The 13,000-nt window shown below is 59.4% G+C and carries 14 protein-coding genes; 5 read left to right on the top strand and 9 right to left on the bottom strand.

All coding sequences use genetic code 11. The features are described from left to right. The first annotated feature begins 239 nt into the window (after nt 1-239). Complete coding sequence (locus GSQ80_RS08190; RefSeq protein ID WP_158787146.1) at nt 240-806, top strand: hypothetical protein; 567 nt, start codon at nt 240-242, stop codon at nt 804-806. Nucleotides 807-895: 89 nt separating this feature from the next. Here GSQ80_RS08190 and GSQ80_RS08185 read toward each other — a convergent pair whose 3' ends face one another. The 4 genes from GSQ80_RS08185 to ychF all read right to left on the bottom strand — a co-directional run bounded on the left by GSQ80_RS08185 (nt 896) and on the right by ychF (nt 5,194). Beyond that, on the bottom strand, nt 896-1,456 hold the full coding sequence (locus GSQ80_RS08185) for an outer membrane protein (RefSeq protein WP_158787145.1): 561 nt from the start codon (nt 1,454-1,456) through the stop codon (nt 896-898). Between the two features lie 134 nt (nt 1,457-1,590). Beyond that, nucleotides 1,591-2,820: a threonine ammonia-lyase gene (locus tag GSQ80_RS08180; RefSeq protein WP_158787144.1), complete on the bottom strand. Its 1,230-nt coding sequence runs from the start codon at nt 2,818-2,820 to the stop codon at nt 1,591-1,593. A 48-nt stretch (nt 2,821-2,868) separates the two neighbouring features. Next, nucleotides 2,869-3,978, bottom strand: coding sequence for a D-alanine--D-alanine ligase family protein (locus tag GSQ80_RS08175; RefSeq protein WP_158787143.1), 1,110 nt, complete (start codon nt 3,976-3,978; stop codon nt 2,869-2,871). Nucleotides 3,979-4,093: 115 nt separating this feature from the next. Beyond that, entirely contained in the window at nt 4,094-5,194 is a 1,101-nt protein-coding gene (gene ychF / locus GSQ80_RS08170) for a redox-regulated ATPase YchF (protein WP_158787142.1), read from the bottom strand. Between the two features lie 94 nt (nt 5,195-5,288). Between ychF and GSQ80_RS08165 the strand changes: the two genes are divergently transcribed. Beyond that, complete coding sequence (locus GSQ80_RS08165; protein ID WP_158787141.1) at nt 5,289-6,314, top strand: Atu2307/SP_0267 family LLM class monooxygenase; 1,026 nt, start codon at nt 5,289-5,291, stop codon at nt 6,312-6,314. A gap of 167 nt (nt 6,315-6,481) precedes the next feature. Next, nucleotides 6,482-7,105, top strand: coding sequence for a hypothetical protein (locus GSQ80_RS08160; RefSeq protein WP_158787140.1), 624 nt, complete (start codon nt 6,482-6,484; stop codon nt 7,103-7,105). A gap of 138 nt (nt 7,106-7,243) precedes the next feature. Here GSQ80_RS08160 and cysE read toward each other — a convergent pair whose 3' ends face one another. The 3 genes from cysE to GSQ80_RS22995 form a co-directional block, all read right to left on the bottom strand. Further along, the gene (gene cysE, locus GSQ80_RS08155) at nt 7,244-8,005 is read right to left on the bottom strand and encodes a serine O-acetyltransferase (RefSeq protein WP_158787139.1); all 762 of its coding nucleotides are present in this window, start codon (nt 8,003-8,005) and stop codon (nt 7,244-7,246) included. Between the two features lie 160 nt (nt 8,006-8,165). After that, complete coding sequence (locus GSQ80_RS08150; protein WP_158787138.1) at nt 8,166-8,552, bottom strand: hypothetical protein; 387 nt, start codon at nt 8,550-8,552, stop codon at nt 8,166-8,168. Between the two features lie 49 nt (nt 8,553-8,601). After that, nucleotides 8,602-8,820 (bottom strand): hypothetical protein, encoded by a 219-nt coding sequence (locus GSQ80_RS22995; RefSeq protein ID WP_216850195.1) that lies wholly within the window; start codon nt 8,818-8,820, stop codon nt 8,602-8,604. Nucleotides 8,821-9,001: 181 nt separating this feature from the next. Here GSQ80_RS22995 and GSQ80_RS08140 point away from each other — a divergent pair, with 181 nt between their 5' ends. Beyond that, nucleotides 9,002-9,385: a BlaI/MecI/CopY family transcriptional regulator gene (locus tag GSQ80_RS08140; RefSeq protein WP_158787137.1), complete on the top strand. Its 384-nt coding sequence runs from the start codon at nt 9,002-9,004 to the stop codon at nt 9,383-9,385. Beyond that, complete coding sequence (locus tag GSQ80_RS08135; protein ID WP_158787136.1) at nt 9,382-11,292, top strand: M56 family metallopeptidase; 1,911 nt, start codon at nt 9,382-9,384, stop codon at nt 11,290-11,292. Before GSQ80_RS08140 ends, GSQ80_RS08135 begins: the two co-directional genes overlap by 4 nt. Before the next feature lie 94 nt (nt 11,293-11,386). Here the strand turns inward: GSQ80_RS08135 and cysK are convergent, their stop codons facing one another. After that, a complete protein-coding gene (gene cysK, locus GSQ80_RS08130) occupies nt 11,387-12,358 on the bottom strand; it encodes a cysteine synthase A (protein WP_158787135.1) in 972 nt (323 codons plus the stop codon). Between the two features lie 151 nt (nt 12,359-12,509). Then, complete coding sequence (locus GSQ80_RS08125) at nt 12,510-12,806, bottom strand: hypothetical protein (protein ID WP_158787134.1); 297 nt, start codon at nt 12,804-12,806, stop codon at nt 12,510-12,512. Nucleotides 12,807-13,000 lie beyond the last annotated feature (194 nt).

The raw sequence follows: 13,000 nt of genomic DNA, 5'->3' as shown, positions 1-13,000 counted from the left end.
CAACTTGGTAAACTAGAAGTAGAGATCAAACCCAACATCAACCGCTGCATCGGCAACCGCCGCTGCAGCGTTCGCATTTAAGCCCCTAACTCCAATCAAGAGAAGATCATACATTTAACCCATTTAGAATGAGTCGTTTGAAAGCAACGCTCATACGCCAACTAGCACATTCCAAACGACTTCGCTAACCGAAAAGTGAAAGTAGGGAGGGGGGTATCCCTCAGCCCTCAAGGAGAACCATGCCCACGCTCTATTGCCGTCACATCCGCCCCAGCGGCCGCCGCTGCCAATCGCCCGCCCTGCGCGGCAAGCCTCTCTGCTTCCATCACACCAGCGCCAACGCCCATCACCGCGCCCTCCACCCGCCCGACGACGGCACCAGCAACATCATCTGCGACCTCGGCAGCAACCAACTCGACGCCATCCGACGCGAGCCTATCTTGGCCCAGTACTACGCCAATACCCGCGGCCCCGTCATCCTCGATTTCCCGCCCCTCGAAGACGCCAACTCCGTCCAACTCGCTCTCTCCATGGTGCTCACTGTGCTCGGTCAGAATCGCCTCGATCCCAAGCGCGCCGCCGCCATGCTCTATAACCTGCAGATCGCCGCATCCAACGCACACAACGTCACGACCAACGAGTCCCAGGCCGTTCGCGAGTTCCTCCACGACGAAGATGGCACCCTCCTCTCCGTCGACGAAGACCCCGAACAAGTAGAGGAAACACAACGCTTCCTCGAAGAACTCGCCGAAAGCAGGAAAGAGACGGATGATTTAGCGCCAGCGGACGAAGAAGACGAATACTAACCAGGCGGGCTCTCCCACCCGCGCTGTACTATCCACTCAAGGCTATACATCCCATTTGCACTGTACAGTCCACCAGGGCAGTACCACCCCTAGAAGCGCACCACAAGCCCAATTCCCACCTGCTGCATTCCCTGCCGATAGCCATCAAACGCCGAGCCAATCTGGCCGCCACCGTATTCAATGCGCGCATCCACGTGCCGCGCCACGGCATAATCCAGTCCAACCTGGATCTGATACGCAAAGCTCGTCGAGCGCGAAGCGTAGTACCCATAGTTTGTGCCCACCCCGCCAATCTCAAATTGGACGTAAGGACTGAACGGTACCCCACGGCTCCGCAACGCTAACCGCGGCCCGATCAACCCGCTGCGTATCTGGTTGCCATAACGAGTACTGCCGCCGCTGGACTCGATCACATATCGCGCATCCGCGCCGAGATGCAGTGGCCCCGCGTGCAGCAACGAGTCATAAAACCCAAACGTGCCACCATAAGCCGACAGGCTATTCTGCGAAACCACCAGCGAACCCTGCCCCGCGTTCACCGATCCCAGGTACCCGCCGCTCCCCATGGCATACAAGCCGTACTGAGCCTTCGCACTTCCACAACCCATCCCCAAAACCAACACCAAACACGCAGCCCAAAGCTTCCCCAAGCAACACCTCTGCCTCGAGCATAGCGAGTAACGTTACCAAAGGTGAGTCTCACCCAAGGTTCCCCCAGCCCTTCGCGAAACGTGGCTAACTGAGTGCCCTTAGCGTCAAGGCCCTTGTCTCTGGACCCTCGCACTTAGAGCACGCGGCTGTGCTTGTACCCTGCTTCGGTCATCGCGGCCAGCAACTGCTCCACCTGCTCGCGACCGCGCGTCTCCATAGTGATATCGATCGTCGTGTCGCCGAGATTCACCCCGTAGTACGCGCGGTTATACAACGTATCCACAATATTCACGCGATGCGCGGCGATGAGCGTAGTCAACTCGGTCAGCGCTCCAGGCTTATCCAGTAAGTGAATCCGCAGCCGAATCAAGCGCCCATCCTGCACCAAACCGCGCTCGATGATCCTGCTCAGCAGCGTCACGTCGATATTGCCGCCGCATACCAATACCGCGGTGCGCGTGCCCTCCGCAAGGCTCGTCCGCTTCTGCAGCAGCGACGCCAGCGCGGTCGCGCCCGCACCTTCAGCCAGCGTCTTCTCGCGCTCCAGCAGCGTCAGAATCGCGCTGGCAATCTCGTCCTCGTCGACGGTCACAATCTCGTCGACATACTTCGCGACCACCGGAAACGTGACCTCGCCCGCGCGCCGCACCGCAATACCATCGGCGATCGTCGTCGCAGGTTCCAGCGTCACCGGATGATGTGCCTCGATCGCATCGCGCATCGAGGGCAACCGAGAAGTCTGCACACCAATCACGCGGACGCTCGGCTTGATCTCCTTCACCGCGCAAGCAATTCCGCCAATCAACCCGCCGCCGCCGATCGGCACGACCACAGCCTGCAAGTCTTCCACCTGCTCCAGCAGCTCCAGTCCGATGGTTCCCTGCCCAGCCATGACCAGCGGATCGTCGAATGGATGAATGAACGTCATACCCTGCTCTTCGCAGAGCCGTGTGGCCTCGATGCAAGCCTCATCGTAATTGCCGCCATGCAGCACGACCTCGGCGCCAAACCCGCGCGTCGCCGTAACCTTCACGAGCGGTGTCGTCAGCGGCATCACAATGACGGCGCGAATCCCACGCCGCGTCGCATGATATGCGACGCCCTGCGCATGATTCCCCGCACTAGCCGCCACCACTCCACGCTTCGCCTGCTCCGGCGTCAGCATCGCAATCTTGTTGAGCGCGCCACGCTCCTTGAAACTGCCCGTCATCTGCAGGTTTTCAAGCTTCAGAAAGACGCTCTGGTCGGTCATGCGCGAGAGCATCTCGGACCGCGTGCACGGCGTGCGATAGACAGCCGTGCCAATTCGCTCGCGCGCCGCGAGGATGTCGGCCAATGTCAGTGAAGTGGTTGTCATACTCATTCTGTCTATCGTAGCCTCTCAGCGTCGCCAGCGGTCGCAGCCGCAGGTCTAGCGCGAGAAGCTAGTCTCCATCTTTTCTTTGTGCCGCTCCATCGCCAACTCGATTAGCCGATCGATCAGCTTCGCGTAAGGAAGCCCGCTCGCAGCCCATAGCTTCGGATACATGCTGATCGACGTAAATCCTGGCATGGTATTGACCTCGTTCAACACAATTTCGGCACGCTTTCCCTTAGTTGCCGGAGCCATCAGGAAATCCACCCGTGCAAGCCCCGCACAATCGCACGCCTTGAACGCGGCCACGGCCATCGCGCGAATCCTCTTCTCTTCCGCCTTCGACAACTTCGACGGAAGAATGCAAACGCTCTCATCCGGACCACTCAGCTCGTACTTCGCCTCGTAGTCATAGAACTCTTTCGCCGGCACAATCTCACCCACCACGCTGGCCTCCGGCGCATCGTTACCCAGCACAGCCACCTCGAGCTCGCGCGGCTTCACACCGGGTCCGCCGACGCCCTGCTCAATCACAATCTTCCGATCGAAGCTCGCAGCCAGATCCATCGCCGCTGCCAGTTCCCCACGCACCTTGACCTTGCTTATCCCCACCGAACTCCCCAGGTTCGCCGGCTTCACAAACACGGGATAGCACAGCGCCTTCTCAATCACCCGCGTCGCCTTCTTCGGATCCGCTCTCCACTCGCTGCGCAGCAACGTCACATGCGGAGTCAGCGGCAAGCCTGCAGCCACAAACATGCGCTTCATCGCGTCCTTGTCCATCGCCGCGGCCGAACCAAGAACACCCGAACCCACGTAGGCGATGTCGGCCAGTTCAAACAGACCCTGCACCGTGCCGTCCTCGCCAAACGTTCCATGGAGCACGGGAAACACCACATCCAGCCCAGTCCCCGAACCCGGCGCCGCCGCCGCGCTCACAATCGAAACCCCAGCCTCCCCCGCGCCCACCGCCGCCCCCTCACCCAGCAGCGCCTGCGCCTTGCGACCCTGCAGCCAGCGGCCCTCCGGACTGATGCCCAGCTCCACCACATCGTATTTCTTCCGGTCAATCGCCTTCAGAATCGATCGCGCCGAACGCAACGACACCTCGTGCTCGCCACTCCGACCACCAAACAGAATCCCTACGCGCAGTTTCTTCTTCGCCATATTCTTCAGTGTCGATCACGCACCGCCTGTGCGTCTGCATCCGGAATCACAATGAACCATCCATGGCACGCCCTCGCCCGTTAGTGCACGGTCTTGGTCGGCTGGCGTCCGGCGTCTACACGTTGAACTTGAAGAACAGAATGTCGCCGTCCTTCACCACGTACTCTTTGCCTTCCGACCGCAGCAGCCCCGCTTCTTTCACCGCCTGCTCGCTGCCGAGCCGGAACAGGTCCTCGCAGGCGTAGCAATCGGCCTTGATGAAGCCGCGCTCAAAGTCCGAGTGAATCACGCCCGCAGCTCCAGGAGCCTTCGTCCCGCGCTTGATGGTCCACGCGCGAACCTCCTGCACGCCCGACGTGAAGTACGTAATCAGTCCCAGCAGCCGATACGCCGCATGGATCAGCCGATTCAATCCCGGCTCCTCCAAACCCGCAGCTTCCAAAAATTCGGTCCGCTCTGCAGGTTCCAGTTGAGCAATCTCGGCCTCCATCGCACCGCAGATCCGCACCACCTCGCTGCCCTCTTCGGCCGCACGCTGCTCCACGAGCTTGGTGAAGTCGTTGCCGTCAGCGATGCCGTCTTCATCGACGTTGGCGACGTAGAGTTGCGGTTTCATGGTGATCAGAAAGAGATCGCGGGCAACTAACTTTTCCGAGTCCTCAAGATCGGCCGTCCGAGCTGGTTTGCCGGCGTTAAGGACTTCGAGGAGTTTCTGGATGGTGCTGAGTTCGGTCTTGGCTGCGGCGGTCGCGGCGTTAGACTTGGCGGCCTTCTCGGCTTTGTTGAGCCGCTTCTCCACGGTGTCGAGATCCGCCAGCAGAAGCTCCGTGTTGATGATGTCGATGTCGTGGATGGGATTGACTCCGCCCGCGACGTGGATGACCTCAGGATCGGAGAAGCAACGCACCACGTGCAGAATTGCGTCGGTCTGCCGAATGTGCGAGAGGAACTGGTTGCCCAGACCTTCACCCTTGCTCGCGCCTTCCACGATGCCGGCAATGTCCACAAACTCCATGGTCGTGGGGACGATCGAGTGCGGCTTCACCATGGTCACAATGCGATCCATGCGCGTATCCGGAACGGGCACAATGCCGACATTCGGGTCGATGGTACAGAAGGGATAGTTCGCCGCCGCAGCCTTGGAGGCTGTCAGCGCATTAAAGATGGTGGACTTTCCGACGTTCGGCAGTCCGACAATTCCGCAGTTCAGAGGCATGATTCAGACAATTCCTTTTCTCTATCTATTGGAACATGCGCACGCAATCGCTGCCATGAGTCGCTGTGGTTGCCTCACTCATCCAATGGTCATCATGCAAATCGGTATCGATAGCTTTGTTGAGACACCTCTCGGCTCCGGCCGCGCGCCCGGCGAGCTCGGCGCAGAACGCGTTCACCAGCTCCTTGAGGAGATTGAACTCGCCGATCGCACCGGCGTCGATGTCTACGGGATTGGCGAGCACCACCGCGAGGAGTACATCGCGTCGTCGCCGGCGGTACTCCTGGCCGCTGCTGCTGCGCGCACGCAGAACATCCGCCTGACTTCTGCGGTCACTGTTTTGAGCTCTGATGATCCAGTTCGCGTCTTCCAGGACTTCGCTACGCTTGACCTCGTTTCGCAGGGTCGCGCCGAGATCATCGTTGGCCGCGGCTCATTCATCGAGTCTTATCCGCTCTTCGGCTACGACACCAAGTTCTATGACGAACTCTTTGCCGAGAAGCTTGACCTGCTACTCCAGCTCCGCGACCAAACCCGCGTCGAGTGGGAGGGAAAACACCGTCCCTCACTCACCGGGCAAGGCGTCTGGCCGCGTCCGTTCCAGGCCCGACTGCCGATCCGCCTCGGCGCAGGAGGAACCCCAGCGTCCTTCGTCCGCGCTGGAATGCTGGGACTGCCGCTGACTGTTGCCATCATCGGCGGTGAACCGCACCGATTCCGGCCACTTGTGGACCTCTATCGAGAAGCGGGCCGTCGCGCCGGCCACGCGCCCGAGTCGCTCGACGTGGCCGTACATGGCATCGGCTTCCTCGCCGACACTACGCAGGAGGCTGCCGATATTCTGTGGCCGGCCTATTCCACAACCTTTACGCGCATCGGCCGCGAGCGGGGTTGGCCACCGGCGACGCGCGCGGCCTTCGATGCCCAGCGATCGGAGGACGGAGCCTTCTTTGTTGGCGATCCGGATACTGTTGCGCGAAAGATGCACAGTGTCAGCGACGCCCTTGGCGAAGTCTCACGCATCACACTGATGATGAGCGGCGGGCCGTTGCCGCACGCCCAAATGCTCCGGGCCATTGAGTTATTGGGAACCGGCGTGGGTCCACTAACGCATCGCTAGAGCAGGAAAATATTCGGACAGATACACGCAAAAGTTTGCACAGTACCAAAGATTGTTCATATGTAACTGACTGATTGCAGTTGAAACGCGTTTGGTTATTGAGGTGCTTCTATACATGTCGTACGTGATCCCACACATCTATGACGGCAATTCGATTGGAGGTACTCGTGTCTCAATTTTCTCAAAGAGTTTATTCAACATTGGCGCTGGTGGCGGCGCTTTCCATGGCGGCTGCGAGCCAGGCGCAGGCCCAGGCTAGGGCTGTTCCCGTGTCAGCGACGGCGTCTCAGCCGTCCGCTATGCCTGATCATTTGATCTCTGCGCGGGTGCGCGATGGCGTGCTGACGATCGATGGCATGGTTGCTAAAGTCCAGCTTAACTATGACATACAGAACACTGGCTACATGTATTTCTTCGTTCCCGGCGTGGGGACGGCGGTGGTCTCGATGGGGCCGCTGGCGGATGGCGTGAAGGTGCCGGATGCGTTTGACGGTGAGAAGCTGGCGTTCACGGTGGATGGGCACAGCGTGGAGTTGAGCAATGAGGGCAGCAGCCTATTGGAAAAGCGGAAGGGCAAGGCGGATGTTTATGTGCGCCTCGACCGTTCGACCGTGGCTATAAGCCGTTATCCTCGCATGGGTTACGGAGATACAACGACTGCTCCTTACGTGTGGCCCCTGTCGGCTGCCCAGCCTGCTGGCAAGGATAAAGTGGAGTACGCGGTGACACCGCCGCCCGTGCCGAAGAGCATGCTGCCACAGACGGCTTCGTCGGGCACGCCGAAGCAGTAAGCCCTGTTTTGGCTGGAAATGGGTTGGTCGGGGTGTTGACTTAGCCTCGTTTCGGGTTACGCAGAGGGCGCTTTAGCTACTTTTCGGGTAGCGGGCGCCCTTTCTGCGTTTGCTGAGGCGTCTGATGGTTTCGGGGGGTTAGATTCCCTCACCGTCGACGACGAAGCCGGGACGGGATTCGAGGTCGGTGCGGTACTGGGCGCTCTCCTGTTGCTCGGTCGTGAGGGAGAGGGCGGGCTCGTGGATGACGACCTGGTGGATGTCGCCCTCGAGGTGGTCGACGCGGGATTGCAGGGCGCGGATCTGGTCGGCGAGGGTGAGGATGACGTCGGAGAGTGGGTCGTTGATGTCGCGGGGGTCGGTGATGAGGACGCGCTTGCCGGCCTGGTAGACGATGTGCGCGGGGACACCGACGACGGTGGAGTCGGGTGGGACGTCGCGGAGGACGACGGAGCCGGCGCCGACGCGGGAGTTTTCGCCGATGGTGATGTTGCCGAGGATGTTGGCGGTGTTGCCGACGAAGACGTTGTCGCGCAGGGTGGGGTGGCGCTTGCCGCTGATCTTGCCGGTGCCGCCGAGGGTGACGCCCTGGTAGATGGTGACGTCGTTGCCGACGATGGCGGTTTCGCCGATGACCACGCCCATGCCGTGGTCGATGAAGAGGCGTCGGCCGATGGTGGCGCCGGGATGGATCTCGATGCCGGTCCAGAAGCGGACAATCTGGGAACCGAGGCGGGCGATGAGCTTAAAGTGTTTGCACCAAAGCCAGTGGTTGATGTGGTGGGCCCAAACGGCCTGGAGACCGGGATAGCAGGTGAGCACCATGAGCCGCGAGGTGGCCGCGGGGTCTCGTTCGAGGATGCAGCGGGTGTCTTCGCGGATGTGGTCGAAGAGGTTCATGGATGGGTTGATGATAGCGCGGGTGGGTTTTGGACAGCTTGCGAGCGGGGGCGTTCGCATAAGCGTCTGATGCGGAGCGTAGCGAGGCGGTTACAAAAACTCTATGCCGGGAATTCGAACTTGCCGAAAACGCCACCTTCGAGAACGAGGAGCACACGCTTCACATAACGGGGTCTCTATCGACGACACTCTTGTAGGCCGGGTGAGCAAACAGCACCGCCAATAGTCCGTGAAGAACACTGGCTGGCAAGAGGAGATGACTAGTGAACTCCCCACCGATTCGCAGATAACCCAGGTAACACGCTGCCACGAGGTTATAGACAAACAGCGCCGTGATGGGCCGCTTGTTGTCGCCTTCGCCTTCCGGCCAGCAAGCAAGGGCAAGCGAAAAGAGACCGAACCCGCCTACTCTGGCAACAGCCTCTCCGGCCGGTGTCAGTCCTGTAGAAAGCAGAACGTTCGCAACAAGATTTGGAACGGCAATGAGTACGAGTCCGGTTGCCAATTCAAGCGAGGAAGAGATAAGGACCAACGTCTTGGTTCTCATGGTTGAAGCATATTCCCGTCTTCGGCTTAAGTCGTCAAACCGGCTCTACCTAGCTTGTTCTCCCGGGCCTACGCGGTGGAACCCAGACGGCCTGGAGACCGGGGTAGCAGGTGAGGACCATGAGCCGCGAGGTGGCGGCGGGGTCGCGTTCGAGGATGACGCGGGTGTGGTCGAAGAGGTTCATGGTTGGGTTGATGATAGTGCGGCGGAGATGTTTGGGTAGGTTACGAACCTGGGCGTGGCCGCAGGCATGTGATGCTGCGCGCAAATAACTGTCACGAAAACTCTTTTGCAGGAATTCGCAATTGTCGCGCATGCCGTTTTGAGGTGCTGAGACGAAGCAGCAGCTTAGGCGAGCAGGAAGACAATCGACCACCGAAACTATGCACATACAACATGCTTGTTTAAAACATACATTTGTATTATTTATAGGGTCGAGAGGTATTGACGTGAAGGAACTGCGACTGTCGAGACTAGAACGAGAGATTATGGAGATCTTGTGGAAGAGAGGGGAAGCATCCATACGCGAGATACAGGAGGCCTTCCCTGCAAAGAAGAGACCTTCTTACGCGACCGCCCAGACGACCGTCTATCGGCTTGAGGCCAAGGAAGCGTTGGGCCGCGTGCGAAAGCTTGGAAACTTCCACATCTTCGCACCGGTGATCTCGAGAGATGCGGCGCAGCGGAGTTTCATCGAGGAGTTGCTTACGCTATTTGGCGGCGAATCGCGGCCCATCGTCGCTCACCTCATCAGCGCCGGGAAACTGACGCTGGACGACGTCGAGTACGCAGAGAAGATGCTCAAGAAGCTGCGGAAGGAAGACAAGGCATGATCCTACAAGAACTGTCTGCTGCCATCGCTGACGTATGGCCTGCGTTAGCCAATCATCTCTGGCAATCCACGGTGTTCGCCCTGGCCGTTGGTTTCGTGGCATTTTTGTTGCGACGGCATGAGGCGCGGATCCGGTATAGCTTGTGGCTGATTGCGTCCGCAAAATTTCTCATTCCGTTCTCGTTGTTGGTGGCGGTCGGCGGACGTTTACCCCACCCTCAATATGTTGGATCGCAAACCGCAATTTATTCCGTGCTCGATTCGGTCGGCCAACCGTTTACGCAGGCGTCGGTTCCACAAGTTCCATCCCAACGGCTCATGTCCTCCAGCAAGCTAACTTCGTTTGAGTGGATACCCATGGCGGTCGCGATGGTGTGGCTCAGCGGCGTGGCAGTCGTACTGCTGGTTTGGATTACCCGTTGGAAACGTATTTTCAAGGTGCTCCAGAACGCCAAAAAGGTGGAGTCGGGTGTTGAGGTAGAACTGCTGCGTGAATTGGAGGGCTCTATTGGCGCGCAGGGGATTGACTTGCTGGTTTCTCATGAACTTTTGGAACCGGGGATATTCGGTGTCCTCCGACCCGTGTTGATTTGGCCCGCGGGACTTTCGGTGCGCCTTGAAGACGACGAGATGAGGGCCATTATGGCCCATGAGGTCGTGCACAGAAACAGGATGGACAACCTTACTGCGGCGCTCCATATGGTCGTAGAAGCGATCTTCTGGTTTCATCCGCTGGTGTGGTGGATCGAGCATCGATTGATAGAGGAGCGCGAGCAAGCATGCGACGAGGCAGTGGTTGGCATTGTGAAACAGCCCGCATCCTACGCCGAAGGCCTGCTCAAAGCGTGTCGGTTCTGTGTTGAATCGCCCCTTCTCTGCAACTCAGGCATCACTGGAGCGGATTTAAATCGCCGGCTCCAGAAGATTATGACGTCCCGCGCACAAAAGCTGAACCGCAACAGAAAGCTAGGATTGGCTCTCGTGGGCAGTTGTGCGGTCCTCGGGCCGGTGATGTTTGGCATGATGCTGTTCAATCCGTCATACGCACAAATACTGCATGCGAACGGTCCTCGTCCGAGCTTCGAGGTGGCAACGATCAAGCCGAGCAAGAGTGACGAGATGCCGTCGATGCTGTGGGACCGGCGTGATGGCCGCATGAGCGCTACGCATATTTCGCTGAGGGCGCTGATCAAGTCGGCCTACAACATTCGGGCTCCGCTGGACGATCAACTGGTTGGTGGCCCAGCCTGGCTCGACCGGGATACTTTCGATGTCGAAGCAAAGGCGGATGCGTCGACCGTGGCGTCGATGAACAAGTTGGGCCTCATGGATTCGCTCCAGCAATTTCAGTTGATGTTGCAGTCTCTGCTTGAGGAACGGTGTCAGCTCAAGTTGAACGCTACGATGAAGCAGCTCCCAGCATACGGACTGGTTGTCGCGAAGGGAGGACCGAAACTCAAGACTGTTGAGGTGCCGGACGAAGTGGCCAGTTCGCGCATGCCGCCGCCCCCGCCGCCGCCCCCGCCGCCAGCGAAGGGTGCTGCTCCGACGATCAGTCAACCCAAAGGAGGCCCGTTTCCTGGCATCAATCAAACGGGGCCAAATCAGGTGACGGGAACTGCGGTTCGGATGAGTTGGCTTGCCAATTGGCTAATGACCCAGGAGCCAGATGGAGATCGGCTCGTAGTGGATCAGACAGGGTTGCGGGGTAACTATGATTTTGTCTTGAACGGCGTTTCGGTTAAGAGTCTTTCTGCGCCTCCAGGTGCAACGCCTCCGCAACCAGACGAACTGACCGTCTCCATGTTTACCGCACTCCAAGGACAGCTAGGCCTGAGGGTAATACCGATCAAGGCTCCCATGGAGGTTCTGGTGATCGAGCGAGTTGATAAGCCATCGATCAATTGAACTCTGCGCCTCTCAGAAAGCAAGAGCTGTCGAGCCTTCGCACCCCACCCGTGCGCAAAGGAGCGAACGGATGGGGCACCCGGAGAGGTTGCCGCTACAGGGTGACGGTGGAAGTTGGGGTGGCTAGGGCTTGTTGGCGGAGCTCTTCGAAGAGGGCGGTGGAGAGGTAGCGCTCGCCGGAGCTGGGGATGATGACGACGATGAGCTTGCCGGCGTGGCGGGGTTCCTTCGCGATCTTCAGGGCTGCGAAGACGGCGGCGCCGGAGGAGATTCCTACGAGCAGGCCTTCCTCTTTGGGGAGGCGGCGGGCCATGGTGAGGGCCTCGTCGTTGGTGACCTGGACGATTTCGTCGATGAGGTCGGTCTTGAGGATGCTGGGGATGAAGCCGGCGCCGATGCCCTGGATCTTGTGCGGGCCGGGTTTGCCGCCGGAGAGGACGGGGCTATCGGTGGGCTCGACCGCGACGGTAAAGAAGCCGGGCTTGCGGGACTTCATGTACTCGCTGACTCCGGTGAGGGTGCCGCCGGTGCCGACGCCGGAGACGAGGATGTCGGCGGTGCCGTCGGTGTCGTTCCAGATTTCGGGGCCGGTGGTGTCGAAGTGGATCTTGGGGTTCGCGGGGTTGTTGAATTGCTGCAGCATGAAGCTGTTGGGCGTCGCGGCGATGAGCTCTTCGGCCTTGGCGATGGCGCCCTTCATGCCGTTGGGGCCGGGGGTGAGGACGATTTCGGCACCGAAGGCCAGGAGCAGAATGCGGCGCTCGACGGACATGGTTTCGGGCATGGTGAGGATGAGCTTGTAGCCTTTGACGGCGGCGGCGAAGGCGAGGCCGATGCCCGTGTTGCCGGAGGTGGGCTCGATGAGGGTGGTGACGCCGGGAGTGATTTTGCCGTCGGCTTCGGCGGCGTTGATCATGGCGAAGCCGATGCGGTCTTTGACGCTGGCGGCGGGGTTGTTGCTCTCGAGCTTGAGGACAATGCGGGCGTTACAGCCGGCGGCCACGCGGTTGAGTTGGACCAGGGGCGTGTTTCCGATGAGTTCGGTGGCGTTGGCGGCGATGTTCATGGTGTCCTCTCGTTCTGGCTGGCGCGGGCGCGGAAAGATGCGGGTGGGCGCAGCGGTTCGTGGATTCGCAGTACCGGTATAAGGGTACTCGAATCAGGTTACGCTGCGGCAGAAGGTGAGGTTTTGGGGACTAGGCTGACGACCGTGGGGTCTAGCTGATGGGTTCGTTCGTTTTCCAGACGAAGAGGTAGTCGCTGTTGCTGGAGGTCGCGATGGAGAGCTTCTTCTGGGCGGCGGCTCGGCTGAGGGCGGCGCGGATGTTTTCTTTGGTGTCGGGGAGCTCCGCGAGGGGGATTTTGAGCGCAGAACCGGCGCTGAGCTGGGAAATGTCGCCGAGCAGTTGGGTGATTATTTTCTTATGTTTACCGTCGCGGCCCTTGGGGACATCCACTTGCGAGATGGAGTCGAAGCGCATGGTGGCGAGAGGGGTCTTTTCGTTGTCGTCCATGGTTGGCCTCCTTATGCCAACTGTTGTATAGCTTATCGACGCCTTATCGTGATGAACCGTTGCCAAATTCTGATGAAATTTAAGCACAAAACGAGATGTTTGTCTAATGATTCGTACGGTTAATTGATCTGACGGAACTTAACTAAAGCTGATGTGACCTGACTGGAATAGACGAATCAACGTGGAAAAGAGTT

The organism is Granulicella sp. L46, from assembly GCF_009765785.1.
Taxonomy (GTDB): domain Bacteria; phylum Acidobacteriota; class Terriglobia; order Terriglobales; family Acidobacteriaceae; genus Granulicella.
This window is presented reverse-complemented; position numbering and strand designations above follow the sequence as displayed.